This window comes from Tateyamaria sp. Alg231-49, from assembly GCF_900143535.1.
Classification (GTDB): Bacteria; Pseudomonadota; Alphaproteobacteria; order Rhodobacterales; family Rhodobacteraceae; genus Tateyamaria.
Genome location: NZ_FRFA01000001.1, coordinates 225,568 through 251,082, shown reverse-complemented (window position 1 = coordinate 251,082; position 25,515 = coordinate 225,568). Strand labels below are relative to the sequence as shown.

The 25,515-nt window shown below is 59.0% G+C and carries 24 protein-coding genes; 21 read left to right on the top strand and 3 right to left on the bottom strand.

Features of this window, described 5'->3' with window-relative positions; translation table 11 throughout:
• Nucleotides 1-67 precede the first annotated feature (67 nt).
• From DHN60_RS01190 to ileS, 6 genes are all read left to right on the top strand, one after another.
• Complete coding sequence (locus tag DHN60_RS01190) at nucleotides 68-1,480, top strand: YcjX family protein (RefSeq protein WP_108835432.1); 1,413 nt, start codon at nucleotides 68-70, stop codon at nucleotides 1,478-1,480.
• Complete coding sequence (locus DHN60_RS01185) at nucleotides 1,477-1,926, top strand: GNAT family N-acetyltransferase (RefSeq protein ID WP_108835431.1); 450 nt, start codon at nucleotides 1,477-1,479, stop codon at nucleotides 1,924-1,926. Before DHN60_RS01190 ends, DHN60_RS01185 begins: the two co-directional genes overlap by 4 nt.
• Complete coding sequence (locus DHN60_RS01180) at nucleotides 1,926-2,939, top strand: YcjF family protein (protein ID WP_234423477.1); 1,014 nt, start codon at nucleotides 1,926-1,928, stop codon at nucleotides 2,937-2,939. Before DHN60_RS01185 ends, DHN60_RS01180 begins: the two co-directional genes overlap by 1 nt.
• A gap of 57 nt (nucleotides 2,940-2,996) precedes the next feature.
• Entirely contained in the window at nucleotides 2,997-3,128 is a 132-nt protein-coding gene (locus DHN60_RS22790) for a hypothetical protein (protein WP_255415543.1), read from the top strand.
• 467 nt (nucleotides 3,129-3,595) lie between these two features.
• A complete protein-coding gene (locus DHN60_RS01175; RefSeq protein ID WP_234423476.1) occupies nucleotides 3,596-6,292 on the top strand; it encodes a DUF2339 domain-containing protein in 2,697 nt (898 codons plus the stop codon).
• A gap of 272 nt (nucleotides 6,293-6,564) precedes the next feature.
• On the top strand, nucleotides 6,565-9,471 hold the full coding sequence (gene ileS, locus DHN60_RS01170; protein WP_108835429.1) for an isoleucine--tRNA ligase: 2,907 nt from the start codon (nucleotides 6,565-6,567) through the stop codon (nucleotides 9,469-9,471).
• Between the two features lie 421 nt (nucleotides 9,472-9,892).
• On the opposite strand, the gene DHN60_RS01155 is transcribed toward ileS, so the two are convergent.
• A complete protein-coding gene (locus tag DHN60_RS01155) occupies nucleotides 9,893-12,088 on the bottom strand; it encodes a primosomal protein N' (RefSeq protein WP_108835427.1) in 2,196 nt (731 codons plus the stop codon).
• 90 nt (nucleotides 12,089-12,178) lie between these two features.
• On the opposite strand from DHN60_RS01155, the gene fsa reads away from it, so the two are divergent.
• The 5 genes from fsa to DHN60_RS01130 all read left to right on the top strand — a co-directional run bounded on the left by fsa (nucleotide 12,179) and on the right by DHN60_RS01130 (nucleotide 16,227).
• Nucleotides 12,179-12,832 (top strand): fructose-6-phosphate aldolase, encoded by a 654-nt coding sequence (gene fsa, locus DHN60_RS01150; protein ID WP_108835426.1) that lies wholly within the window; start codon nucleotides 12,179-12,181, stop codon nucleotides 12,830-12,832.
• A gap of 277 nt (nucleotides 12,833-13,109) precedes the next feature.
• On the top strand, nucleotides 13,110-13,817 hold the full coding sequence (locus tag DHN60_RS01145; protein WP_108835425.1) for a DUF484 family protein: 708 nt from the start codon (nucleotides 13,110-13,112) through the stop codon (nucleotides 13,815-13,817).
• Nucleotides 13,814-14,734 (top strand): tyrosine recombinase XerC, encoded by a 921-nt coding sequence (locus DHN60_RS01140; protein WP_108835424.1) that lies wholly within the window; start codon nucleotides 13,814-13,816, stop codon nucleotides 14,732-14,734. Before DHN60_RS01145 ends, DHN60_RS01140 begins: the two co-directional genes overlap by 4 nt.
• Nucleotides 14,735-14,853: 119 nt before the next feature.
• Nucleotides 14,854-15,438, top strand: coding sequence for a cytochrome P460 family protein (locus tag DHN60_RS01135; protein WP_108835423.1), 585 nt, complete (start codon nucleotides 14,854-14,856; stop codon nucleotides 15,436-15,438).
• A gap of 99 nt (nucleotides 15,439-15,537) precedes the next feature.
• A complete protein-coding gene (locus DHN60_RS01130; protein ID WP_108835882.1) occupies nucleotides 15,538-16,227 on the top strand; it encodes a phosphatidylcholine/phosphatidylserine synthase in 690 nt (229 codons plus the stop codon).
• Between the two features lie 8 nt (nucleotides 16,228-16,235).
• On the opposite strand, the gene DHN60_RS01125 is transcribed toward DHN60_RS01130, so the two are convergent.
• Complete coding sequence (locus tag DHN60_RS01125; RefSeq protein WP_108835881.1) at nucleotides 16,236-16,691, bottom strand: methylated-DNA--[protein]-cysteine S-methyltransferase; 456 nt, start codon at nucleotides 16,689-16,691, stop codon at nucleotides 16,236-16,238.
• 133 nt (nucleotides 16,692-16,824) lie between these two features.
• On the opposite strand from DHN60_RS01125, the gene DHN60_RS01120 reads away from it, so the two are divergent.
• From DHN60_RS01120 to DHN60_RS01105, 4 genes are all read left to right on the top strand, one after another.
• Nucleotides 16,825-18,057 (top strand): MFS transporter, encoded by a 1,233-nt coding sequence (locus tag DHN60_RS01120; protein ID WP_108835880.1) that lies wholly within the window; start codon nucleotides 16,825-16,827, stop codon nucleotides 18,055-18,057.
• A gap of 1 nt (nucleotide 18,058) precedes the next feature.
• Nucleotides 18,059-19,444, top strand: coding sequence for an MATE family efflux transporter (locus DHN60_RS01115; protein WP_234423475.1), 1,386 nt, complete (start codon nucleotides 18,059-18,061; stop codon nucleotides 19,442-19,444).
• Complete coding sequence (locus DHN60_RS01110; protein WP_108835422.1) at nucleotides 19,444-20,310, top strand: 50S ribosomal protein L11 methyltransferase; 867 nt, start codon at nucleotides 19,444-19,446, stop codon at nucleotides 20,308-20,310. The genes DHN60_RS01115 and DHN60_RS01110 overlap by 1 nt, the downstream gene beginning before the upstream one ends.
• 112 nt (nucleotides 20,311-20,422) lie before the next feature.
• Nucleotides 20,423-20,770 carry a hypothetical protein gene (locus DHN60_RS01105; protein ID WP_108835421.1) on the top strand — a complete coding sequence of 116 codons (348 nt, stop codon included), beginning with the start codon at nucleotides 20,423-20,425 and terminating at the stop codon, nucleotides 20,768-20,770.
• A gap of 110 nt (nucleotides 20,771-20,880) precedes the next feature.
• Here the strand turns inward: DHN60_RS01105 and DHN60_RS01100 are convergent, their stop codons facing one another.
• Complete coding sequence (locus DHN60_RS01100; protein WP_108835878.1) at nucleotides 20,881-21,090, bottom strand: DUF1127 domain-containing protein; 210 nt, start codon at nucleotides 21,088-21,090, stop codon at nucleotides 20,881-20,883.
• A 342-nt stretch (nucleotides 21,091-21,432) separates the two neighbouring features.
• Between DHN60_RS01100 and ruvC the strand changes: the two genes are divergently transcribed.
• From ruvC to DHN60_RS01070, 6 genes are all read left to right on the top strand, one after another.
• Entirely contained in the window at nucleotides 21,433-21,948 is a 516-nt protein-coding gene (gene ruvC, locus DHN60_RS01095; RefSeq protein ID WP_108835877.1) for a crossover junction endodeoxyribonuclease RuvC, read from the top strand.
• Nucleotides 21,945-22,607, top strand: coding sequence for a Holliday junction branch migration protein RuvA (gene ruvA, locus DHN60_RS01090; protein WP_108835420.1), 663 nt, complete (start codon nucleotides 21,945-21,947; stop codon nucleotides 22,605-22,607). Before ruvC ends, ruvA begins: the two co-directional genes overlap by 4 nt.
• Before the next feature lie 3 nt (nucleotides 22,608-22,610).
• Nucleotides 22,611-23,645 (top strand): Holliday junction branch migration DNA helicase RuvB, encoded by a 1,035-nt coding sequence (ruvB, locus tag DHN60_RS01085; protein ID WP_108835419.1) that lies wholly within the window; start codon nucleotides 22,611-22,613, stop codon nucleotides 23,643-23,645.
• A gap of 12 nt (nucleotides 23,646-23,657) precedes the next feature.
• Nucleotides 23,658-24,281: a hypothetical protein gene (locus DHN60_RS01080; RefSeq protein ID WP_108835418.1), complete on the top strand. Its 624-nt coding sequence runs from the start codon at nucleotides 23,658-23,660 to the stop codon at nucleotides 24,279-24,281.
• A gap of 149 nt (nucleotides 24,282-24,430) precedes the next feature.
• Nucleotides 24,431-24,793: a cytochrome c gene (locus DHN60_RS01075; RefSeq protein WP_234423503.1), complete on the top strand. Its 363-nt coding sequence runs from the start codon at nucleotides 24,431-24,433 to the stop codon at nucleotides 24,791-24,793.
• A gap of 51 nt (nucleotides 24,794-24,844) precedes the next feature.
• Nucleotides 24,845-25,264 (top strand): cytochrome c, encoded by a 420-nt coding sequence (locus DHN60_RS01070; RefSeq protein ID WP_108835416.1) that lies wholly within the window; start codon nucleotides 24,845-24,847, stop codon nucleotides 25,262-25,264.
• The last annotated feature ends 251 nt before the right edge of the window (nucleotides 25,265-25,515 follow it).

The window sequence follows — 25,515 nt, the reverse complement described above, 5'->3', positions numbered from 1 at the left end:
ACACGTCTCTGGCGATGTGACGCCCTGCACCTTATGTACATCCCCATGACCAAAGGAGAAGTGCCACGTGGTTCTAACGACAATCGCCGACGGGGTGCTCGATGTGGCCCAGGGCATATACGATACCGGGGCCGACCTTGTGGGGACGCCAACGATCCGGCTGGGGGTCACCGGGCTTGCGCGTTCAGGCAAGACGGTGTTCATCACCTCGCTCGTTGCCAACCTGCTGGACCGGGGGCGGATGCCACATCTGCTAGCGGCAAGTGAGGGGCGCATTTCTGCTGCCTATCTCCAACCTCAACCGGATGATACCGTGCCCCGCTTTGACTATGAGGCACACATGGGCGCGCTCACCGGGCAACCGCCGCGATGGCCCGATAGCACACGCGCGGTCAGCGAATTGCGGGTATCATTGCGAGTCAAACCGAACGGGTTATTGGCGGGGTTGCAGGGCCCGCGCACCGTGCATCTCGACATCATCGACTACCCCGGTGAATGGCTGCTGGACCTCGCACTCATGGATCAAAGCTATGACGATTGGTCAGCGGCAACACTCGCACGGCTTGCAACGCGCGACGCCGGTGCAGCGTACTGCACAGCCGAGGCCGCAACGGATGGTGCCGACAAACTGGACGAAGTGCAGGCCAAGTCACTGGCCGCCGCTTTCGCAGAATACCTACACGCCGCTCGCGCAGCAGGGTTCTACGATTGCACGCCGGGGCGGTTCTTGTTGCCGGGTGATCTCGACGGCTCGCCCGTGCTGACATTTGCACCACTTTCGCCGGGCGATGCCCCGCGCCGATCTTTGCGGCGCGAAATGGCGCGGCGTTACGAGGCCTATAAATCTCAGGTGGTGCGCCCGTTCTTTCGCGATCACTTCTCGCGGATCGACCGACAGGTTGTGCTGGTCGACGCGCTGGGCGCGATCCATTCCGGGCCCGCGGCGGTCGAAGATATGCGTGCCGCGATGGCCGATATCCTTGGGGCGTTCAAACCGGGGCGCAACGCCTTCCTGACGCGATTGTTCCGGGGCAAGCGGGTCGAACGGATCCTCTTTGCCGCGACCAAGGCTGACCATCTGCACCACTCTCAGCACGCGCGTCTGACAGCAATTATGGAGGCGCTGACACGTGACGCGCGCGACCGAGCCCGTTTTGCCGGTGCAGAGACGCAAGCGTTGTCACTGGCCGCTTTGCGCGCCACAACCGAGGAAACGATGACCCATGACGGGGAGCCGCTGGACGTGGTGCGGGGCACTTTACTCGACACTGGTAAACAGGCCGCTTTTTACCCCGGCGCGTTGCCGGAGGATCCCTCCCATATTCTTTCGCCCGCCAAGGACGGGGCGGCTGCGTGGCTGGATGAGGACTACCAGATTATGCGCTTTGCTCCGGCACCGCTCAACCTGCGCCCCGGCGACGGGCCGCCGCATATGCGTATGGACCGCGCGGCACAGTTTCTGATTGGGGACAAGCTATGAGCGCGGTGCATTTGCGCCCGGCGCGCAGTACGGATGCAGGCAAAGTGGGCGGCATTCTGTCTGAGTTCATCGATACCACCGCGTGGATGCCCCGCATCCATACGCGCGCAGAAGATATTGGATTTGCAGGACATATGATTGAAAAGGGCTGGGTGACTGTCGCCGAAGACGCCGGGCAGATCAGTGGATTTGTAGCGCTTGATCACGAAGATATCCAATCGCTCTACATCGCAGCACGTGCCCGCCGATCGGGCATAGGGTCTGCTTTGATTGCGGGGCTGAAGGAGAAGGCAGCGCGTCTGAGCCTGTGGACCTTTCAAGCCAACACAGACGCACAGGCGTTCTACATGCGCCACGGCTTTGAAACAGTCGAAGAAACAGATGGTGCAGGCAATGATGAAGGGTTGCCGGACATGCGCATGGAATGGAAGCGAGGGGCACAGTAATGGCGCAAAAAGGACCCGTCCTGATCGACCTTGAAGGCGATGTGGCACCGGCTGTCAGTGACGCGCCACCCGTGCCTGACATGGATTTACCGGCTCCTTCCGGGGCGGCCATGCAGATGGCTGCGCGCACAATGGCCCGCAAGCCCTCGCGTCTGGCGCGGGCGTTCTGGGCCGTTGCGGGGGCGTTGCTGACCGCCGTGGTCAGCGCGGCAGCATGGGATTTTGTCACTGGCTGGATCGAACGCTCACCAACTGTGGGCTGGACTTTTGCCTGCCTTACCGGAGCATTTGTGCTGATCCTGTTGGGTATCGCCTTGCGCGAGCTTGCAGCGCTCAACCGACTGACCCGTATCGACGGGTTGCGGCACGCTGCATCTGAGGCCCTTGAAAACCAAGATCTTTCGGCAGCACGGGTCGTCACCGACCGCCTTGTGTCTCTCTACAAGGCGCGCCCGGACACCGAATGGGGGCGGTCCCGGCTGGCCGAATTGCGTGGTGATCAGATGGACGCGTTGGGCCTGATTGCACTGGCAGAAGATACGCTGCTGTCCCCGCTGGACGCGGCAGCAGAGCGGGAAGTTGCCTCAGCCACACGACAGGTCGCCACCGTAACCGCTCTGGTGCCGATCGCGCTCGCCGATGTGGTCGCCGCGCTCACGGCCAATTTGCGCATGATCCGTCGGATCGCAGAAGTCTACGGCGGACGCGGCGGGTTCTTGGGCAGTTGGCGGCTGACACGCGCGGTGATGACCCATCTGGTCGCCACAGGCGCCGTGGCAGTGGGCGACGACATGCTTGAACCGCTGCTTGGAGGCTCGATCCTTGGTAAATTGTCGCGCCGTTTTGGCGAGGGTTTGGTGAACGGTGCGCTCACGGCCCGCGTCGGGGTCGCGGCCATCGAAGTGTGCCGCCCGCTCGCCTTTCAGGCTGGCAAACGTCCCAAAGCACGCCAATTGGTCAAACAGGCCCTCAGCGGGCTGTTCCCGTCAAAGGCATCTGACCCAAAGGGTTGACGCCAATGGAAACTCTTTCGCTGATCTCGATACCATGGTGCGCACCCCGCTGTCGTCTTGGCCAAGCATCAGATCATTGATCCGCCGACCCTGCGCGGAGTGGCCATAGTGCATGTACCGGACCTGTCCCTGCACAAGGAAGATGTGTTTGACGTGGCCTTCGTGGCGGTGGCCTGGCAGGCGTGGTAGCGGGCGTCTATGCAGGGGCTGAAAGGCTGTGCGCTGTCGTGCTCGAGGACCTTGCCATCGCCAGTCAGGCGTGCACTTTGGCCCGGATCGAAAGCCAAATGGGTTTTCTAGCAGGCATCAGGGGCACTAACCTTGTCGGGCGCGGCAAAGTGCGGGCGATGAAGTTTGGCACTCGGTTTGTGATGCCGTGCGGGCGCACCATTATGAACAATGCGAAAAGCTGCTGTTTCACATCCGGCTCAATAGTAACGAATGGGTATCGGCCAGCGCATTGGCCCAGATGTTGGCGCGCGCTCTCAGACTGAAGCATCGCGTCCGGGTGTTTTTGCTGTGGGTGACGGTTAATTCGATATCGGAAAACGGGCTGGAAACTGTATGAGCTGTCTGTTGCGCGCATAAGTCGGGTATTCCATGCCTTTTGATTACGCTTGTCCGTTCCTATTTTTAGAGTGATCTCAAAAGGATAAATGATGGAACCTTTGGCTGTTTTGTTGGGTCTGGTGGTTTTGGCCATACCCGTTGGTGTGATTTACCTGCTCGTGGCGCAGTCAGGTCTGCGCGGCCGGATCGCAACGCTGGAAGCGGATGTGGCACGCCTGATGGCGGGGGCTCCTGCAACAAAGCCCGGCGAACTTTCGCCAGAACGGGATAAATCCAAAACACCCGCGACATCTCCAAAACCCGCCGAAAACAAAGACAAAGCGCCTGCGCAACCCGCAAAACCTGCCGCAGCCCGTGTGGTCGCGGCCAGAAAAGCTGTTGAACCACCTCCCATTCCAAGCGGCCCAAGCCGTGGGCAGATCGCTCTGTCGTGGGCTGTGAACAACTGGTTTTACGTGGTCTCGGCCCTTTCTCTTGCGCTGGCCGGGTTGTTTCTTGTGCAATACGGGGTCGAGAACGACCTGTTCCCTCCCACAGCCCGTGTACTTGCAGCACTGACCTTTGGGGCTGTTTTGATCGGAGGGGGCGAGGCGATCCGCCGCCGCTATGGTGACGGTCCGGACAGCACGACGGCCTATATCCCGTCCGTCTTTTCGGGAGCAGGCTTGGTGTCGTTGTTTGGCGCGGTCGCTGCCGCGCGCCTTCTTTATGATCTGATCGGAGTTGAGGTTGCGTTTGCCGGCATGGCAAGCGTGGGGCTGTTGGGCGTGGCCCTTGGCTGGTTGCACGGCCCGCTGCTGACGACTGTTGGCGTGGTCGGGGCCTTTGCGGCGCCATTGCTGGTCGGCAGCACGGAGCCTGCAACCAACTGGCTTTACCTCTATTTCGGGATTGTCACCGCGGTGGGTCTTGCGGTCGATACGTTGCGCCGCTGGGCTTGGGTGTCTTTGTTGAGCGTCGCATTGGGGTTTGGCATGGGCTGGCTCACGTTACAGGGCGGCGGGACAAGCCTGACGGTCGGGTTTCAGGTTTTTGTGCTGGCGATTGCAGGCTTGGCGATACTCATTCCGGCCCGGAGTGTCTGGCCCGATCATGATGGTTTGCTTGTGTCCGGTTGGGCAATGCAGCACTCGGGTCCACGTACCGAATTTCCGACAGCCCTTGCCTTTGTTGCCGTGGCAATGGCCAGTCTTGGTCTGATCTGGACAAGTAGCATAGGCGCGGATGCGTTCTGGCCCGGGGTCACGGGTCTGGTCGTTCTGGCGGTCGCACTGGCACTGTGGTCGTTGTCAGCGCCTGCCTTGCAGGACATGGCTTTGCTGCCCGCCCTTGGGTTGATCGGCGTCGTGGCTTTGGAAGGGCAGATGGGCGGATCTGTGCTGCGCGCATTTGAGGCCGCTTATGCCGAGAGCGCCGAGGCTGACTATCCCTTTGCCGTAACGATGCTCTGGGGGCTTGGTCTTGGTCTGAGCGCGCTAGCGGCAGGGCGCGCTCTGCGACCCGGTTTTGGGGTCGCGTGGGCCATCGGGGCTGCCGTGTTCGCGCCTGCAATGGCGATTGCGCTTGAGGTTACATGGCAACCCGCACAGGTCATAGGAGCCTATCCTTGGGCGCTCCATGCAATGGTGATGGCCGCGGTCATGGTCGCGCTCGCGCTGCGGTTCGCTCGAGTGGACGGAGAGGACAAAACGCGGGCGTCTTTGTTTGTTCTATCGGCGATGGCAGCAATCAGTTTTGGCCTCGTTCTGATCCTGTCCTCTGCTGCTCTCACAGTGGCGCTGGCGATCACAGTGCTGGTGGCTGCGGTTCTGGACCGGCGGTTTGACCTGCCGCTGATGCAGTTGGCCGTGAGCGTGGGAGTGATTGCCGTGGGAGCTCGGTTGATTGCTAATCCGGGATTGCCATGGGCACTGGGCGCACCCGTTTGGGAGATCCTGCTGGCCTATGGCGGCGCGCTTGCGGCTTTCGTGGCCTCTTTGTGGGCGATCAGCGGAAAGGGGCGGGTCAGTGCGACTGTTATGCTTGATACCGCCGCATGGTCCACGGGCGGGACACTGATGTCTCTGTTGCTGTTCCGCTTGCTCGAGCGGATGTCGGGCGTCGACAACAGCAACTCGCACTGGGCCATGGGCCTTTATGCCACGATATGGCTGGGGTTGATGACGGCGCAATTGCTGCGCCTGCAGGATCTTGGCGGCCTTTTGGGTATCGTGCGGGCGGGACTTGCGACTGTGTTCGGATTGATCGGTTTTGGCGCTCTGGCCCTCGGGCTCACGGTCCTTTCGCCGCTTTTGACAAATTGGGGGAGTGACGTTGCGGGTCCTGCAGTCTTCAACACGCTTCTTGTGGCCTACCTGTTTCCGGCCATTGTGCTGGGTCTGGCCGCTTGGCAGCTGCGCTACAGGTTCCTGCGGCTTGGTTTGTTTGGCGTCGCTGTCGGGCTGTCGGCGGTCTGGGCCTTTGCGGCGCTGCGCCATGTCTGGCAGGGCGCTCAGGGGATGGAACTGAGCAATGGGTTTTTGCAGCCTGAACTTTACAGCTACACGGTCGCGCTGCTCGTGGTTGGGGCCGCGCTGTTCTATCAGTCTCTTGCTCGTGGCTCGACCATGCTGCGTCGAGCTGGACTTGTGGTGATCGGGTTGGCGGTGGCCAAAGTGTTCCTTATCGACATTTCCGGTCTTGATGGGCTGACCCGCGTGCTGTCCCTTGTGGTCTTGGGCCTGTCGCTGTCAGCCCTTGCGTGGTTTGACCGCTGGGCGCAGGCACGGGCGTCTTTTGATTGAGCGCGCCAGATGTTTGGCACCCGCGTGCTGCGCGGGTGCGTTTTGCGAGGCTCTGCCTCGCGCTCCGGGATTTTCTAAATCAGAGAAGTGGGGGACTTGTAGAGCGCGGCACCTGCGTCATATAAGCCGAGCATGATGCATGCGACCATCATTCTGCGAATTATATCCCCGGCGCTCTGATCCCACTTTCGAGCCGCCGGACAAAGGTGCTTGAGCTTATCGCACCGCCCATGCCATTCCTCGCCCAAAATGATCTATGAAGGACGCCCCCGATGTGCGCCGATACACCTGAATACAAACAGACCCTGAACCTGCCACGTACCGACTTTCCCATGCGTGCAGGCCTGCCCAAGCGCGAGCCGGAGTGGCTGGAGCGCTGGGCACGGATTGGCGTCTATGACCGGCTGCGTGAGAAAGAAGGCCGAGAGTCCTTTACCCTGCACGATGGCCCTCCTTACGCCAACGGCAACCTGCATATCGGGCACGCACTGAACAAGACGATCAAGGACATGATTGTCCGATCTCACCAAATGATGGGGTTCGATGCGCGCTATATCCCCGGCTGGGACTGCCACGGTTTGCCCATCGAGTGGAAGATCGAGGAACAGTACCGCAAAAAGGGCCGCAATAAGGACGACGTGCCGATCAACGAATTCCGGGGGGAATGCCGTGCCTTTGCTGAACACTGGGTCGACATCCAGCGCGAGGAATTCAAGCGACTTGGGATCACGGGCAACTGGGACAATCCCTACCTGACCATGGATTTCCACGCCGAACGGGTGATCGCCGAAGAGTTCATGAAGTTCCTGATGAACGGCACGCTCTATCAGGGATCAAAGCCTGTGATGTGGTCACCGGTTGAGCAAACCGCGTTGGCTGAGGCCGAGGTCGAATATCACGACAAGGACAGTTTCACGATCTGGGTGAAGTTCAAGGTTGTGGGCACGGGCGATGCGACGCTCGACAGCGCGCAAGTCGTGATCTGGACCACGACGCCGTGGACCATGCCATCGAACAAAGCGGTCGTCTATGGCGCCGACATTTCTTACGGCCTCTACGAAGTGACCGGACGGCCCGAGGAATGCTGGGCCAATATCGGCGACCGCTACATCCTCGCCGACAATCTGGCGGCGGACGTGTTGGGCCGCGCGCGCCTTGATGACACGATGTATCGCCGTCTGTGCGACGTCACACAGGATGATCTGGCCAAGATCACCCTCACGCACCCCTTGAACGGGGCTGAGGGTGCGGAAGGCCAATGGGACGACATCCGCGACTTCCGCGCCGCCGACTTTGTGACCGACACCGAAGGCACGGGTTTCGTCCACTGCGCACCATCGCACGGTCTCGAGGAGTACGAACTTTACCGTGATCTGGGCATGCTCGAACAGGTGATTACCTACAACGTGAACCCGGACGGGCGCTTCCGCGATGACCTGCCGTTCTTTGGTGGCAAGGCGATCCTGAAGCCCAACGGGAAAGAAGGGAACGCCAACGCAGCCGTGATCGACAAGCTGGCCGAAGTGGGCGGGCTGCTGGCGCGTGGCAAGATCAAACACAGCTACCCGCATTCGTGGCGCTCCAAGGCGCCGGTGATCTACCGCAACACGCCACAGTGGTTTGCCGCTATCGACAAACCGGTCGGCGACGGACAGGACACCTACGGCACCACCATCCGCGAACGCGCGTTGACCGAAATTGACAACGTCAACTGGACCCCTAAATCGGGGCGCAACCGCCTGCACTCTATGATGGAGGCGCGGCCCGACTGGGTTCTGTCCCGCCAGCGGGCTTGGGGCGTTCCGCTCACCTGCTTCACCAAAAAGGGCGCGCTGCCCACGGATGACGATTTCCTGCTGCGCAACCCGCAGGTCAACCGTCGCATTACGTCGACCTTTGAGGCCGAAGGGGCGGATGCATGGTATGACGAAGGGGCCAAACAGCGCTTTCTCGAAGGGATCGTGAACCCGGATGATTATGATCAGGTCATGGACATCCTTGATGTGTGGTTCGACTCCGGCTCGACCCACGCATTCACCCTGCGCGACCGCCCGGATGGGACCGAAGACGGTATCGCAGACGTATATATGGAAGGCACCGACCAACACCGCGGCTGGTTCCATTCCTCGCTCTTGCAGGCCGTTGGCACCATGGGCCGCGCGCCTTACCGCAATGTTGTGACGCACGGGTTCACGCTGGATGCAAAGGGCATGAAAATGTCCAAATCCATCGGCAACACCATCGTGCCGCAAAAGGTGGTGGACCAGTATGGCGCCGACATCCTGCGGCTTTGGGTGGCCCAGACGGACTACACCGCTGACCAGCGGATCGGGCCGGAAATCCTCAAAGGCGTGGCCGACAGCTATCGCCGTTTGCGCAACACGATGCGCTACATGTTGGGCTCGCTGGCGGACTTTACCGAAGCCGACAGGACAGATCCTGCCGATATGCCCGAACTGGAACAATGGGTGCTGCACCGTCTGGCCGAACTGGATGTCACAGTACGCGAAGGCTACGCGGCTTTTGATTTCCAAAAGGTCCTCTCGGCAGTCTTCAACTTTGCCACGGTGGATCTGTCCGCGTTTTACTTTGATGTGCGCAAGGATGCGCTTTATTGTGACGGGGACACAGCGCGGCGCCGTGCGGCGCGCACAGTGCTGGACATCCTGTTCCACCGGCTGACCACATGGCTCGCCCCGATCCTTGTGTTCACTATGGAAGAGGTCTGGCTTGAACGGTTCCCCGGCGACGACAGTTCGGTCCATCTAGTGGACATGCCAGAAACGCCGAGCAGCTGGCGCAACGACGAGATCGTTCAAAAATGGAGCGGACTGCGCGGCGCTCGGCGTGTCGTGACAGCCGCGCTCGAGGTGCAACGGACGGAAAAGGTGATCGGTGCATCACTTGAGGCCGCCCCGATTGTGTTCGTGGAAGACGCTGATCTCGCAGCCAAGCTACAATCGGTTCCTTTTGAGGATCTGTGCATCACCTCGCAGATCACGATCACGTCCGATCCAGCCCCGGCGGAGGCGTTTCGCCTGACAGACGTGCCCGGTGTTGCCGTGCTGTTTGAAAAGGCCGAAGGATCAAAATGCGCGCGCTGTTGGAAAGTGCTGCCAGATGTCGGACGGCATACGCATCCAAGTGTCTGTGGGCGCTGCAACACGGCTCTGGGCTAGGCGGAGGGTACCTCCGCCTTACATACCATCGCTATGGATGACGACACGCGGAGCGGGCAGGGCGACTTGCCCCTCCGAAGTGGCCCGCGCAATGGCCACCGAATGGCGCGCGCTGATGTAAGATGTGCGTCGGTTTGGACAAGGCCTCGCAGATGCGGGGCATATCGATGCCATTCAACGACGCCGTTCAGCAAACGCGCTTGAGGCCAAGGGCCCAATCCGCTTCGGCCTCCCAGTTTCTTCTGACCGAAAATACCACGGGGAGTCGCGCAAGCGACGGGGCAGAGCCCCCAATACATGTCGTCGCGTAAGCGGCCTCCGGATTGCCGCATGCTGCATTGGCTGTTTTTTGTGACAATCTTTATGAAAAGATGGTCTCTGAGGCGCTCGTCTCGGTTCAATGGCGCAAACGCTTACACAGTCAGTAAAAACTCTGCGGATCGATATCGACAGCAAGCCGCATATCACCCTTCAGACGCAGTTGCGACACCCACTGCGCGATCGCGCTTTGCAAGGCCACGCCCTTGCCCGCCTTGACCAGCAAGCGCACCCGGTGCCGCCCTCTGATCCGTGCGATTGGGGCAGGGGCGGGGCCAAAGACCTGCGCCCCGACTCGGGCAAGGGGCACAGCATTGCGTGCCAGCGCATTGGCCGCATCAAACACTTGCGCGGCGTCCGGCCCGCTCAGGATAATGCCCGCCATACGTCCATAGGGCGGCACACCTGCCGCCTCGCGCTCGGCCGCTTCCGCGCGCCAAAACCCTTCCTCATCTCCGGCCAGAATGGCGCGAATGACGGGGTGCTCGGGTTGAAAGGTTTGCAACATCGCCGTGCCGGGCTTTTCAGCCCTCCCGGCCCGACCCGCGACCTGGCGCATCAACTGAAACGTGCGCTCTGCCGCGCGCAAGTCTGAGCCTTGCAGGCCAAGGTCCGCATCAATCACTCCAACCAGTGTAAGGTTCGGAAAGTTATGACCTTTTGCTACAAGTTGCGTGCCAATCACGACGTCCGCACCGCCCGCTGCGATCCCCTCGATCTCAGCTTTCAGCGCGCGGGCAGAGCCATACATATCTGAACTCAGGACAGCGACGCGGGCATCGGGAAACAGCTTGACCGCCTCTTCGCCAAGACGCTCGACACCGGGACCGACAGGGGCCATCCGGTCCTCTGCTCCGCAGGATGGACACACCGTCGGCATCGGCTTGGTCTCGCCGCACTGATGGCACATCAGCCGCTTCAGGAACCGATGTTCGACCATGCGCGCATCACACTGATCACACCCCACCTGATGCCCGCAGGCGCGGCACAAGGTGATCGGGGCATATCCACGCCGGTTGAGAAACAGCATCGCCTGCTCGCCCGCCTCAAGCCGTTGATCCACAGCCCTTTTCAGCGTGTCCGACACCCACCGGTCTGATGGCAAAGTCTCGGCGCGCATGTCGATGGTCTTCATCGTGGGCAAGACTGCTGGACCAAACCGGGCTTCCAGATCAAGGCGCGTGTATTTGCCGCTTTCGGCATTGGCCCAGCTTTCCAAACTGGGCGTTGCCGACGACAAGACCACCTGCGCGCCCAACAACGAAGCACGCAGAACTGCCATGTCACGGGCATTATACAACACCCCGTCCTCTTGCTTGTAAGAGGTGTCGTGTTCTTCATCGACAACGATCAGGCCGAGGTTCTGATAGGGTAGAAACAGGGCCGAACGCGCCCCAATCACCAGCTGTGCCTGCCCTTGTCCAATCATGCGCCAGATGCGCCGGCGCTCTGTCATGGTCGCGCCCGAATGCCACTCGGCAGGGCGCGCCCCAAACCGGACCTCGACCCGCTTTAAAAACTCAGCCGTCAATGCGATTTCTGGCAGCAGAACAAGGGCTTGTCGCCCAGCGGACAAACAGGCAGCGACAGCTTCCAGGTAGACTTCGGTCTTCCCAGACCCCGTTACCCCACGCAACAGCGTCGTGCCGTATGTGCCCGCGCGCACCGCTTCGGCCACATGCGTGGCGGCACGGTCCTGATCCTCGGTCAGTTCTTTGCCGGGCAGATTTGGGTCAAGCGGCGCAAAGGGCAGGTCTCGTGGGCTGTCCTCTTCGGCTACAGCACCTTGTTTCACCAACCCCTTGATAACCGACGACGTCACACCCGATAGCTCGGCCAACTCTTTCAGAGTAAAAGACAGATCACCGTATTCGGCCAAAAAGTCCAAAACACGCCTGCGCGCATCCGTCATCCGGTCTGGTTCATCCGGGCCGCGGCGATACACCTTGCGCATAGACGGAGGATCACCCAACCCCGGCGCACGTGTGGCAAGGCGCAGCATGGCGGGCATCGGGGTCAGGGTGTAGGCGGCAGCCTTTTCGAGAAACCGCCGCATTTCTGCACGCATCGGAGCGACATCAAGCACCCGTAACACGGATCGCACCTTGGCATAATCATAGTCGCCCTTGCCCGGCCCCCAGACCACACCCAGCACCTTGCGAGGCCCCAGCGGCACCTCGACAAAGGCGCCCAGATGGCATCCGCCCTCCGGTGCCTTGTAATCCAAAGCACGATCCAGCGGCTGTGTCGTCAGCACGGCCACCAACGCCCCTTCGTCAAAAAACGATGGGTCAATCATGTTAGCGCCAACATATGAGGGGTTTCAGCATCACCCGCCATGAGGTAAAGGCATCCTGAGCAAACGCCAAGCCATCAAGAGGGCCCTGAGATGAAATTCTTTGTAGATACAGCCGAGATTGACGCCATCGCCGAGTTGAACGACCTGGGCATGGTCGACGGTGTGACCACCAATCCATCCCTTATCCTTAAATCTGGTCGTGACATTATGGAGGTCACGAAAGAGATTTGTGATCTGGTCGATGGTCCAGTCAGCGCAGAAGTGGTGGCGCTCGAGTCAGACGCCATGATCGCCGAAGGGCGTGAGTTGGCCAAGATTGCTGAAAACATCACCGTGAAATTGCCGCTGACTTGGGATGGCCTCAAGGCGTGCAAGGTGCTGTCGGGCGAAGGCAAGATGGTCAACGTGACATTGTGCTTTTCCGCCAATCAAGCGTTGCTGGCAGCCAAAGCAGGCGCGACCTTTATCTCTCCTTTCATCGGACGACTGGACGACATCCACATCGATGGGATGGAGCTGATCGAAGATATTCGCACCATCTACGACAACTATGGGTATGAAACAGAAATCCTCGCGGCCTCTATCCGGTCGGTAAATCACGTGCAGGATTGCGCGCGGATCGGCGCGGACGTGATCACGGCCCCCCCGGACGTTATCAAGAAGCTGGCAAGCCACCCGCTGACCAATGCAGGTCTTGAGCAGTTTATGAAAGATTGGGCAAAAACGGGCCAGAAAATCCTGTAAAACAGGGTTTTCCGACCCATCCAGACAGCGCTTATTGGGCTCGGAAATTTGGAAAATCCGTCGACCCTTGTCCGTGAGTGGTCTGGAGCACTGTGGCGTTAGTGAGCGTCATATCTACCTTTGGTTGTTCAAAAAACAGGGGGAGAAGTTGGGCTGTCTTCCCCGTCGTTGACGCCCATGAGCAACAGCGCGCTCAAAGCACAAAGTTTTTCGCATCAAAGGGCAGATTTTGTCCTGCGTTCGTGTTAGACAACCGCAAAATAAAAATGAGCATGGTATGAGCAGCCAACCCGATATCGATGACGCCTTGCGAGAGGCGATTATTTCCCGTCCCGATGTGATTCTGGACGACAATGATTTGATGCACGCGCTGATTGCAGCCAACGAGAAGTCGATGGGCGGCAACATTGTCGACCTGCGCGGCCTTGCGATGGAACGTCTGGAAGCCCGTCTTGATCGGCTCGAAGACACACACCGCTCTGTAATTGCGGCGGCCTACGAAAACCTTGCGGGCACCAATCAGGTGCACCGCGCGATCCTGCGCATGCTCGATCCCTTAGAATTTGAACCTTTTCTGCGTGATTTGGGTGGCGAAGTCGCCGAAATACTGCGGGTGGATGAGGTCAAGCTGGTGCTTGAGTCGGTTCAAAATGACAATGACCCGGCAATCAAACGTATGGGTGACGTGCTAAGCGTGGCCGAGCCGGGTTTCATCGACAGCTATCTGACACAAGGACGTGGAGGCGGGGTCCGTCAGGTCACATTGCGTCAGGTGCAAACTGCCGATCCCGCAATTTATGGCGCATCCGGCGACTGGATTCGCTCTGAGGCGTGTTTGAAACTTGATTTCGGCGATGCGCGCCTGCCTGGCCTTCTGGTTCTCGGAGCAGAGGACCCGCACATGTTCGGCCCTCAGCAGGGCACCGATCTGCTGGCCTTTTTCACCGGGGTGTTTGAACGTGCCATGCGGCGTTGGTTGGGATGAGCATGATCTCCCCTGCGGCACGCGATGCGCTGGAACAGTTTCTGGCACATCAGCAGGCGATCAAGGGGGCGGCGCAGAACACGACAATCGCCTATGGGCGCGACATCACTGAGTTCCTTGCCTTCATGACCGAACATTCGGGGCAGACTCAGGGCCTCGGGGCGCTGGCACGGATCGACACGCAAGACATGCGTGCTTGGATGGCGCGCACGCGCAGTGGGGGCGTTGGCCCACGGTCGCTCGCCCGCAAGCTGTCTGCGGTCAAGGCGTTCTACAAATGGCTTAGCACACGCGAAGGGTTTGAACCGACGGCCGTATTGTCCACCCGCGCGCCCAAATTTACCAAAAAGCTACCCCGTCCGGTTTCAGAAGAAGCTGCGCGCGATCTGCTCGACATCGCATCCCTGCAATCGGACAAGCCTTGGGTGGGGCTCCGCGACACCGCCGTCCTCACCCTTTTGTGGGGGTGTGGCTTGCGGATTTCCGAGGCGCTGGGGCTGACCGTACGGGATGCCCCATTGCCAGAGGTGATGCGTATCACTGGCAAGGGCGGCAAAGAACGGATCGTGCCAGTGATTGAGGCCGCGCGGCAAGCGGTCGAAGCCTACAGAGTCGCTTGCCCTTATGATCTGGATGCCGATGGACCGTTGTTTCGTGCCATCCGTGGGGGTGCCTTGGCGCCGCGTGCAATTCAAAAGGTCATGGCGCAGGGGCGTATGCAACTGGGCCTGCCTGCATCAGCCACGCCTCACGCGATGCGCCATAGCTTTGCAACCCACCTTCTGAATGCGGGCGGTGATCTGCGCGCCATTCAGGAGCTTCTTGGACATGCTTCGCTGTCCACCACTCAGGCCTATACGGCCGTCGATACGGTCCGGTTGATGGACGTCTACGCGCGCGCCCACCCAAAGGCTTGAGCAATCACGAAAGTGTGCACCATCTTGATGCTGCTGCAGGCGGGCGCTGTGCCATGAATTGCTAACGGCATACTGCTGTATACCGACGCCAGAACCATTTAATTCAAGAGGGCCTCAAAATGATCCGTAAGCTAGCTATTGCCGCTGCCATGACAGTCGCCACTGCCAGTGTCGCCAGCGCACAAGATTGCACCGCCATCACCGTCGAAGATGCTTTTGATCTCGACGAGACGCAGATTAATGTCCTGTACGATTGCTTGCAGGAAAAAATGGCCACGGGGTATGCCAAGGAAGGTGACGACATCGGGTCGAACTATCGCTCTTGGGCGGCTACGGCCACGCGCCCCGCAGTGGCGGGTCCGCACGGCAACCGTCTTTTGAATACTTTCGCCAATGACGTCGCCGCCGAACAATACCTGAAGTTCGAAGAGGAAGGCTTTGAGATGCCAATAGGGTCTGTCCTCGCCAAGGAATCTATCACTGTCTCGATCAAGAAAAAGGCTGCGCGTCCGGGCCCTTTGTTCATCATGACAAAAGTAGGTCTGGACGAAGCACCCGACGCCGGGGGCTGGTTGTATTCCGGCCTGCAACCCAACGGCAAAGTCATGAAGGTCAAGCAGAGCTTCTGTCATGACTGTCACGTCGGGTGGGAAGCACAAGATAGCCTTGGCTATCCGCTCGAAGAGGTACGTGTGACACAATAAACCAGACGTCGATCAGATTTTCTGGTCTGGCCGCGCCGTATTCACTGGCGCGGTCTTTTTATATTTGCAACCTGCGCGGCTATGGATCATGACAGTTTGATGACCACACAATTTCGCGCCCTCTGTGTCCACCTTTTTACTGCCACGGGCGCTGTGTTTGCCATGCTTGCGATGCTGGCGGCAGTCGATGCCAAATGGGATCTGATGTTTTTGTGGCTCGTCGTGGCTTTTGTGGTGGACGGGATCGATGGGCCGCTTGCACGCAGATACCACGTCAAAACCCAAGCGCCGGAATTTGATGGCGTTTTGCTCGATTTGATAATTGATTATCTGACTTATGTTTTCATCCCGGCCTTTGCCCTGTTCAAGTCCGGGTTGATGGATGGGTGGACCGGCTGGGTGGCGATCATCTTGATCACTTTTGCCTCTGCCCTGTATTTCGCAGATACCCGTATGAAAACTAAAGACAATTCGTTTTCCGGGTTTCCGGGCTGCTGGAATATGGTTGTGCTGGTGATCTTTGCGCTTGAGCCGAATTTCTGGGTGTCGCTTGCGCTTGTGGGCGTATTGGCCGTGGGTATGTTCCTGCCTTTGAAATTTGTGCATCCCGTGCGCACAGAACGCTGGAGGTGGCTGACATTACCGACCGCGCTGGCCTGGACCTTCTTTGCGGGCTGGGCTGCTTGGGTCGGATTTCACCCTGAAAGCTGGGCACACTGGGGCTTGGTGGTCACATCGCTGTACTTGGTATTTGCCGGGATCGCACAGCAACTGATCCCGCAGAGCTAAAGCGGACCTCAGATCAGGAACCCGCCCGCGCCTTCATGGCGCAGCAGCGCCACCTTTGTCTCGACGCCTCCAGCGCCGGAAAACCCTGTCAGACCCTTGGCGCCCATCACCCGGTGGCAGGGGATTATGATCGGGATCGGATTGCCTCCGCAGGCCTGCCCGACGACTTGTGCGGGTATGCCAAGTTGTTTTGCAATATCGCCATAGGTGCAGGTATCCCCAAAGGAAATCTGCGACATGGCAGTGCATACGTCCTGTTGCACCTGAGAGCCATTCACACGCAACGGCAGGTCAAAATCCTCGCGCGCGCCTGAATCATATTCGGCCAACTGCGCGACTGCGGCGTCTAATACATCTGAGCTGTCGGACCGTCCCGAGACACCCCAGGTCAGTCTTACAATCATTCCGGCATCTTCGCTGACAGTCAGCGCGCCAAATTGGGTCGTGATGTCTTTCATTCTCATGGGATAGGTCATGGCGCAGACCACGCCGGTCGCGCAACCCGAAAGCTGCGCCATCGATCTGTGCACGAAGATGGCGCCTAATGTGCGTTTTGGTCACTCGCCAGAACACAACAAAGGGCGTAAAGCAAATCGCATGACCCGTTATGTCCCCCTTGCCGAGACCGGTGATCTGCCGAAATGGCGTCGCCCCAAGGCGCTGTTGTTTTTGATGGCCTTTGCCATGCCAATCGGGTTTTCCGTTTGGCTGGCCTTGCTGAACAATTTCGTGGTCGAAGCGGCGAATTTTGATGGGCGCGACATCGGATTGTTGCATGCAATCCGGGAGATCCCAGGTTTTTTGGCTGTCGGCGTGATCGTCTTGATCATGTTCATGCGCGAGCAGGTGCTTGGGTTGATTTCCCTTGTCATGCTAGGCCTTGCCACTGCTGTGACAGCCCAGTTCCCGGAGCTGACCGGCATCCTGGTCCTGACCTTCATCAGTTCGGTCGGCTTTCACTATTACGAGACAGTCAACCAGTCGCTGCAACTGCAATGGCTGACAAAGGCTGAAGCTCCACAAATGCTTGGATGGCTGCTGGCAGCAGGGTCGGTCGCCACGTTCCTTGTTTACTTCGTCATCATGATCCTGTGGGAACCTCTGGGGCTGACCTATAATACAGTTTACATGGTTGGCGGGGGCATTACGGCAGCGATCGCCATCTTTGCCATGATCGCTTACCCCCAGTTCGAGGCACCCCATCCCCAACTCAAGACATTTGTGCTGCGACGCCGCTACTGGCTCTATTATGCGTTGCAGTTCATGTCCGGTGCGCGGCGCCAGATTTTTATGGTCTTTGCAGGCTTTATGATGGTCGAAAAGTTCGGGTTTGAGGTACATGAACTCACTGCGCTCTATCTAATCAACCTTGTGGTCAACATTCTGGTCGCTCCCCTCTTGGGCCGCATTGTGGCCCGGTACGGAGAGCACAAAGCCCTCATCTTTGAATACACCGGGCTCGTCCTCGTATTTCTCGCCTATGGCGGTGTGTATTTTCTAGGTTGGGGGCTGATTGTGGCGGCCACGCTCTATGTGGTGGATCACATCTTTTTCGGTCTGGCACTGGCATTGAAAACCTATTTCCAAAAGATTGCGGACCCGCAGGACATCGCTCCGACGGCTGCGGTCGCCTTCACCATCAACCATATCGCGGCCGTCACGCTGCCCTTGCCGCTGGGCCTGCTCTGGCTTGTCTCTCCGGGGGCTGTGTTTTTTCTGGCGGCAGGTATGGCTGCGACTTCGCTTTGCCTTGCCCTTCTGATCCCACGTCATCCTGAGCCGGGATACGAGACCCGTTTGGCCACACCTTTGCCATCCCCGGCCGAATAGAATGTCCGCTGGGCGTTTTCTGACGGGTTCTACGATGGGTCATGTGGTGCGGATGACGGCCACGGGTGCGTTCGGAATTACCTTTGTCTTTCTGGTGGATGCGGCGAACCTGCTTTGGATTTCGCAATTGGGCCAACCGCAACTGGTGGCCGCCATCGGATTTGCCTACGCGATCCAGTTCTTTTCGGTGTCTTCTGGCGTAGGGCTCATGATTGCAGCGACGGCGCTTGTGTCGCGCCGGATCGGGGAAGGGGATCGCGCCGCCGCCCGCCGCCAAGCTGGTGCGACCATTGCTATTTCATGCACAATTCAAGGTCTCGTGGCCCTGATCGTTGTCCTATTGCGCCACGACCTTGTGGCGTTGGCAGGGGCGAGAGGCGAAACGGCCGCTTTGTCGGCGCGGTATCTGCTGCATACCGTGCCGTCACTTGTGCCCATGGCTGTCGCATTTGCCGCGTCTGGCACGTTGCGGGCCGAAGGGCTCGGGGCCAAGGCGATGTACGTTACCCTCTGTTCGGGCGCTGTGCTGATGGTGCTGGACCCGATCTTTATCATCTATTGGGAAATGGGGCTCGACGGCGCGGCGCTCGGGCTTGTTCTGTTCCGGTTCTCTTTGATGGGGCTTGCGCTTTTCTTTGCGGCCTATCAGCACGATCTGATCGCGCGGCCCGACTGGGCGGGTGTCGTCGAAACCTTTCGTCCCTATATGGCCGTGGCCGTCCCGGGGATTGCCACGCAAATGGCGACCCCTGCGGGCAACTATTTTCTGACCATCGTGATGGCCCCTTTTGGCGATGACGCCGTGGCCGCCTGGGCGGTGGTGGGGCGACTGACCGTGCTTGCCTTTGGGGGTGTCTTTGCGCTTTCGGGGGCGATAGGTGGGATCTTTGGGCAGAACCTTGGGGCCGGGCAGTATGACAGACTGCGCACGACCTACCGCGACGCTCTGATTTTTTGCGCGATCTACACGGTTGTCACATGGGGGGTGCTTTGGGCCTCCACACCGCTTGTGATCGACGCCTTTGCCTTGACCGGGCAAGGGGCGGAAGTGTTGCGTGCGTTTACCGTCGTGGGCTCGGGTGCCTTCATTTTTCTGGGAGGCATGTTTGTGTCGACTGCGGCCTTTAACAATCTGGGCAAGCCCGGGCGGTCGACCCTACTGGGCTGGATCAAGGATGGGGTTCTGAGCTGGCCGTTGGCAGCGTTTCTGGCGGCCAGTTTTGGCGCGACGGGCGTTATATACGGGCAAGCTGCAGCAGGGGCACTCATGGGCGCACTTGCGGCATTGTGGGGCTGGCGGTATGTGGCGAGCCTCGGGCCAGAGACGGATGTCTCTCCTCCACCGCCGCGCCCGTGGCCCAACGCTGACAGATATCGGAGACGCTGATGCCCACATGGACCGCCCTCACGACACTCATGGGCAAGCCCGACGCCGAACGGCTGGGCGCAGCGCTCGAAGAACTGGACGAGACACCGACAGGCGTTGGCGTGTTTGAGGTCGAGGATGGATCAGGTCTTTGGGAAGTGGGCGCCTATTTCACAGAAGCCCCGGATGACACTGCGTTGATGCTGCTGGCCACTGCATTTGGGGCCAAACCCTTTCAGGTGTCTCAGCTGCCCGAAACGGACTGGGTCGCCCACGTGCGCCGCGAATTGGCCCCGGTCGAGGCAGGGCGGTTTTTCGTCTACGGCAGCCATGATGCCGACAAAGTGCCTGACGACAAATACCCTTTGCTGATCGAGGCGGCGATGGCCTTTGGCACCGGGCATCACGGCACGACGCTGGGCTGTTTGCGCGCCTTGGATCGTTTGGCCGATACCGATTTTGTCGCGCAGCGCGCCGTCGACATAGGCTGCGGCACTGCGGTGTTGGCGATGGGGGCCGCAGCGATCTGGCCCGCACCCGTTTTGGCCAGTGACATTGATGCCCAAGCGGTCGAAGTGGCTGAGGCCAATCTGGCGGCCAACACCATGTCCGACCGTGTCACGGTATTGGAGGCGGCGGGATTCGATCACGCAGGTCTTGCCGGGCCTTTCGACCTGATTTTCGCCAATATCCTCAAAGGACCGCTGATCGCGCTGGCCCCAGACTTGTCAGCGCGACTCGATAAAGGCGGGTACGCGATTCTGTCTGGGATCTTGAATGAGCAGGCAAACGCTGTGGTTGAAGTTTACACGCAGTGCGGAAACAGTGTTGTTCATCGTGACGTTATTGGTGATTGGACAACTTTGACATTGCAAAAAAAGCCATAATTCCCCCCTGTTTTCAGGGTATTTGCGACGTTTGCCCAGATTTTGCCACAATTCAGATGCAGTTTAGACACTTCGACGGTGGGGGCCGTTTTGAGTGTTTACCGAGGCTGTCATGCGAGATTCGCAAGCTGATTTTAACAAGCGCCTCTCGGTGCTAGGCCGCAAACATCAGGCCATGTCCCGAGGGTTCACCACCGTAATGCGTCAGGACGGGCTGATTGTTGTCAGACCAAACCGTGCATTGCGCCGTGGATTTCCGATCAAAGGGCTGCTCGCCCTAGTGCTCGGGTTTTTTGTGTTCAAGGCGATTATGGTCTCATCTTTGAGTGAGATTACCTACAACGAGCGTGTGGCCAAGCTTAAACAAGGCGGTGCGTTCGAACAGGGCGGGGCGTGGTTGATGCAAATCGATCCCGCCACGTCGTATCTTGCAGGATTTATCGAACCCTTTGTTGAATAATACTTTTTAGTAAGTGAAATGATAACGCCTCAAATAAGAAAGCCGCGAGCCCAGTTCGGGTCTCGCGGCTTTTGCCCATTTAAGAGCATGCATCGCATTTTGCATTAGGTTTAGTGGCCGTTTGCCACATCGTCGATATCGCCACGAACGAGGCCGATATCTTCCAGTTCACGGTCCGTCAAAGTGTTCAGCGCTTTGCGTGTGACGCGCGCGTCGTTCCATGAGATCACTTGTGCAATCAGGTTGGAAACAAACCCTTTGACGTGGCCTGCAGCTGGGGCAGTGCCATAAACGGGGCGGGTGGTGTCGAATGATGCCATTTTGCAGTCCTTTATGTTTGTCTGAGCCGAACCATTCGGCCTTGTGCTGCGCATTTAGGCAGTGTGAGAACTTTGGACAAGGACGTTAAAGTCATATGTGCTATGCAGAAATTGCATAGCCAGAAATCAATGCTAACGCACCGTATAATAAGGGAAAATCTTAACGGTGGGCGTGTCGATTTTCGACCGTTTGATGGCGTATTTGTCCCTCTTTTGCCCGGTCTGTCGCGACCAGAACATTGGGATGTCGCATTCAGATGCTGGCTGTTAACCCTTGGCGCATGTTCGCCTTTCGTGCTAACCCTGAGAAAAAGCCGTAAGGCGTGCAGAAACGGGCGGTACATCATGCGAATTTTGGGGATTGATCCGGGCTTGCGGCATATGGGCTGGGGAATCATTGAGGCTGACGGCCCCAGATTGCGCCATGTGGCCAACGGTGTTTGTAACTCAAGCGGGGATGATTTGTCGCTGCGCCTGCTTTCCTTGTTTGATCAGCTCACCAAAGTGATTGCCACGCATCTGCCTGACACTGCTGCCGTTGAACAGACGTTCGTTAACAAAGACGGTGCGGGGACTCTGAAACTGGGTCAGGCGCGTGGGATCGCGATGCTTGCTCCGGCCCGTGCTGGACTCAGCGTTGGAGAATATGCCCCCAACTCGGTTAAAAAGACTGTCGTCGGGGTGGGTCATGCGGACAAGGGGCAGGTGGCCCACATGGTCCGCGTACAGTTGCCGGGGGTTCAGATCGCAGGGCCTGATGCGGCGGACGCTTTGGCGATAGCGATCTGCCATGCGCATCACGGCGGGGCGAGCGCCAACAGCGGTTTGGCGGCGGCTGTCGCAAGGGCGCGCGCATGATTGGCAAGTTGACAGGGCGGATTGACTATCGGGCGGGTGATCACATCCTGCTGGACGTCGGCGGGGTGGGTTACCTCGTCTATTGTTCGGACCGTACATTGGCGACGCTGCCCGGGGCAGGGCAGGCGTGCGCGCTGTTTACGGATTTGGTGGTGCGCGAAGATCTGATGCAGCTGTTCGGCTTTCCCACGCTTGTGGAAAAAGAATGGCACCGCCTTTTGATGTCGGTGCAGGGTGTCGGGGCCAAGGCATCGCTTGCGATCCTCGGAACGCTTGGTCCGGATGGGGTCAGCCGGGCCATTGCGCTTGGTGATTGGAACGCGGTCAAGGCTGCCAAGGGCATTGGCCCGAAAATCGCGCAGCGCATCGTGCTGGATCTCAAGGACAAGGCTCCCGGTGTCATGGCGATGGGAGGCACTGTGGCCCAAGCGAGCGGAGAGGTGCCTGCAAGAGCGTCAGAAGTGGACGTGATTGAACCGATGCCTGTCTCTGCGCCACCGTCTTCTGCCCAAGCCGACGCGTTGTCCGCTCTTGGCAATCTCGGCTACAGCCCCTCGGACGCCGCCGCTGCGGTCGCGCAAGCTGCCGGCGAAACTCCGGAGGCGGATACGCCAGCGCTGATCCGCGCAGCACTCAAGCTGCTGGCACCGAAGGGGTAGGGGATGACCGACGAATCTGATCCTACCTTGCGCGCTGCTCCTTTGCCCGAAGACGACGCCACAGCGTTCGATCGCGCGCTGCGCCCGCAAATGCTCGACGATTTTGTCGGACAGGCAGAAGCACGTGCCAACTTGCGTGTCTTTATCCAGTCCGCGCGCCAGCGGGGCGAGGCGATGGATCACACCCTGTTTCACGGCCCTCCCGGTTTGGGTAAAACCACGCTTGCCCAAATCATGGCGCGCGAGTTGGGGGTGAACTTTCGCATGACGTCCGGCCCTGTGCTGGCCCGAGCAGGCGACTTGGCCGCGATCCTTACCAATCTTGAGGCGCGCGATGTGCTGTTTATCGACGAAATCCATCGCCTCAACCCGGCAGTCGAAGAAGTACTGTATCCTGCGCTCGAAGATTTCGAACTGGACCTTGTGATTGGCGAAGGGCCCGCCGCACGTACTGTGCGCATCGAACTCCAGCCTTTTACGCTGGTTGGGGCGACGACGCGGATGGGCCTGTTGACCACGCCGCTGCGCGATCGCTTTGGCATTCCTACGCGGCTACAGTTTTACACCGAGGACGAACTGTTCACGATTGTAGAGCGCAACGCGCGCAAGCTGGGCGCGCCTGCAGAGGAAGGTGGTGCGCGCGAAATCGCACGACGCGCCCGTGGGACACCCCGCATTGCGGGCCGTTTGCTGCGCAGGGTTGTGGACTTTGCAGTGGTGGAAGGGGACGGGCGCGTGACCCAAGAGTTGGCGGATGCTGCTCTGACCCGTCTTGGTGTTGATCATCTGGGATTGGACGGCGCTGACCGCCGGTACTTGTCGCTCATGGCGGAACACTATGGTGGCGGACCTGTGGGCATTGAAACACTGAGTGCGGCGCTCAGTGAAAGCCGCGATGCCCTTGAAGAGGTGATCGAGCCCTACCTTTTGCAACAGGGTTTGATCCAGCGCACGCCCCGTGGCCGGATGTTGGCGGCGCGTGCATGGCGGCATTTGGGGCTGGACGCCCCGAAATCTGACCGAGATTTGTTTGACTGAGGCCTGCAATACATGACCGCTGAAGAGATCGAAGCCCTGTTTGTGCGCGAGAGTGGAGATTATGCCTTTGCCCGCTGGGGCCGACCGCTGGCGCCTGTGGTATTCGGGGTCGAGGACGAGACGCTGGGCGTCATCAAGGGCGCGATCGAGGCGGTGAACCAACTTGCCGGCACCTCGATTAGTGAAACCGATCCCGAGTTGGGATCAAACTTCATCTGGTTCTTTTTCAAAGAGTGGGATGAGTTGCCGGATGTTCCGAACATGGACCGTTTGTTACCTGATCTTGGGCCCCTCGTTGCCCGGCTCAAAGAATTGGACGCCAACCAATACCGCACGTTCCGCTTTGACGATACCGGCGCCATCAAGGCCCGCTTTGTATTCCTTCGGATGGATACACACCTGCGCACTGTCCCTGCTGAAACGCTCGCGCTCAGCCAGGTTGTTCAATCCATGCTTTTGTGGTCCGACCTTGCCTTTCGCGACCGCTCTCCGTTGGCTGTTGCGGGCGAGACGACAGTACTGCGCCCGGACATCGCCGCGTTGATCCAGGCGGCCTATGATCCGGTGATGCCGGGTGCCGCCGATGATCCAAGTCACGCATTGCGATTGGCAGCGCGGATTGGCACGCTGACGTGACAAATCGTTCAAACTGTTAGCGCACCTTCGATATTCATCTTGACCTTCCAGTTGGCGGAACCCGTACCAAAGTCTGAGGTCGGGAGGTTGTGATGAAGGTTTGGGCAATCGGGGTTTCGGTGATTGCGGTTTTGATAGCCGGATATCTCATGTGGCCCGCAGAGGTGGACATGTCTTCGCCTTCGGAAAATACAGCCCTTGCAGCGGTTGTTTTGCCGGATGAGCTGTCGGATCGAGCAAAGATGGGCAAAGCCACATTCGAGGCCAAATGTATTGTTTGTCATGGCAACGATGGAGCCGGTCAGGCCGGAGTTGCGCCACCGCTTATCCACAAAATCTATGAGCCCTCGCATCACGGAGACGAAGCGTTTCAGCGTGCCGTATCGATAGGCGTTCGCGGGCACCATTGGCCCTTCGGTGATATGCCCCCGGTCCCAGGATTGACACGGGCGGATGTAGAGATGCTTGTTGCTTACATCCGCGAGGTTCAGCGCGCCAACGGGATCAACTGATTGTAGGACGCGCTTTGCGAAAAGGAGAGACAATTGGAATTCAGATATTTTATGGCAGCCACTTTGGCCCTCGGTGCCACTGCGGCACTGGCCCACACTGGGGTAAAGAACCCTGCCGTGATGGCCCGCATGAATGGGATGAGCGCTATTTCCGACAATGTAGAGGTGCTGGGCACGATGGCCAAAGGGCAGGTTGCCTTTGATGCCGCATCGGCAAAGATGGCCGCACGTGCAATCGCCCGCCACTCAGCCGAGTCAGTCGATCTGTTCACCGCGCAAGAGACCGATCCGAAGTCAGAGGCTTTGCCCGCCATCTGGGAAAACTTCGACGATTTCACGGCTAAGGCACAGGATTTAGAGGCGTTCGCGAACGAATGGTCGGAAAAGATCAGCACTTTGGAGGATGTGCGTGCGGGTATGCGCCCTCTCGGCCAGTCTTGCAAAGCGTGCCACAGTTTGTATCGAGAGTGATGCCTGTTGCCATGTCTAATCCATGCGCTTAGCCCGTTAACACAATGACAAACCTGTTAATCCGCTGTGGTGGGGCGATTAAGAAGTCCGCGGAAAATGGGTTTCGAAACAGACTGATGCCTTTTATGGATGGTTTTGGCGTTGCAACACCATCGCAGGGCGCCATGCCAACCGCCCAAGAAGGACCGAAATGACCCCGCACCGCTTTCTGCTGACCGTCTACTACGAAGACATCTAATTTGTTCACGGCT

Coding starts and splice junctions, on each gene's coding strand:
- DHN60_RS01130 (WP_108835882.1), top strand. CDS start 15,538: ATGACCACACAATTTCGCGCCCTCTGTGTCCACCTTTTTACTGCCACG.
- DHN60_RS01125 (WP_108835881.1), bottom strand. CDS start 16,691: ATGAGAATGAAAGACATCACGACCCAATTTGGCGCGCTGACTGTCAGC.
- DHN60_RS01155 (WP_108835427.1), bottom strand. CDS start 12,088: ATGATTGACCCATCGTTTTTTGACGAAGGGGCGTTGGTGGCCGTGCTG.
- DHN60_RS01135 (WP_108835423.1), top strand. CDS start 14,854: ATGATCCGTAAGCTAGCTATTGCCGCTGCCATGACAGTCGCCACTGCC.
- DHN60_RS01145 (WP_108835425.1), top strand. CDS start 13,110: ATGAGCAGCCAACCCGATATCGATGACGCCTTGCGAGAGGCGATTATT.
- DHN60_RS01075 (WP_234423503.1), top strand. CDS start 24,431: ATGTGGCCCGCAGAGGTGGACATGTCTTCGCCTTCGGAAAATACAGCC.
- ruvB (WP_108835419.1), top strand. CDS start 22,611: ATGACCGACGAATCTGATCCTACCTTGCGCGCTGCTCCTTTGCCCGAA.
- DHN60_RS01175 (WP_234423476.1), top strand. CDS start 3,596: ATGATGGAACCTTTGGCTGTTTTGTTGGGTCTGGTGGTTTTGGCCATA.
- ruvA (WP_108835420.1), top strand. CDS start 21,945: ATGATTGGCAAGTTGACAGGGCGGATTGACTATCGGGCGGGTGATCAC.
- DHN60_RS01115 (WP_234423475.1), top strand. CDS start 18,059: ATGTCCGCTGGGCGTTTTCTGACGGGTTCTACGATGGGTCATGTGGTG.
- DHN60_RS01070 (WP_108835416.1), top strand. CDS start 24,845: ATGGCAGCCACTTTGGCCCTCGGTGCCACTGCGGCACTGGCCCACACT.
- DHN60_RS01110 (WP_108835422.1), top strand. CDS start 19,444: ATGCCCACATGGACCGCCCTCACGACACTCATGGGCAAGCCCGACGCC.
- ileS (WP_108835429.1), top strand. CDS start 6,565: ATGTGCGCCGATACACCTGAATACAAACAGACCCTGAACCTGCCACGT.
- DHN60_RS01185 (WP_108835431.1), top strand. CDS start 1,477: ATGAGCGCGGTGCATTTGCGCCCGGCGCGCAGTACGGATGCAGGCAAA.
- DHN60_RS01100 (WP_108835878.1), bottom strand. CDS start 21,090: ATGGCATCATTCGACACCACCCGCCCCGTTTATGGCACTGCCCCAGCT.
- DHN60_RS01140 (WP_108835424.1), top strand. CDS start 13,814: ATGAGCATGATCTCCCCTGCGGCACGCGATGCGCTGGAACAGTTTCTG.
- DHN60_RS01120 (WP_108835880.1), top strand. CDS start 16,825: ATGACCCGTTATGTCCCCCTTGCCGAGACCGGTGATCTGCCGAAATGG.
- fsa (WP_108835426.1), top strand. CDS start 12,179: ATGAAATTCTTTGTAGATACAGCCGAGATTGACGCCATCGCCGAGTTG.
- DHN60_RS01105 (WP_108835421.1), top strand. CDS start 20,423: ATGCGAGATTCGCAAGCTGATTTTAACAAGCGCCTCTCGGTGCTAGGC.
- DHN60_RS01080 (WP_108835418.1), top strand. CDS start 23,658: ATGACCGCTGAAGAGATCGAAGCCCTGTTTGTGCGCGAGAGTGGAGAT.
- DHN60_RS01180 (WP_234423477.1), top strand. CDS start 1,926: ATGGCGCAAAAAGGACCCGTCCTGATCGACCTTGAAGGCGATGTGGCA.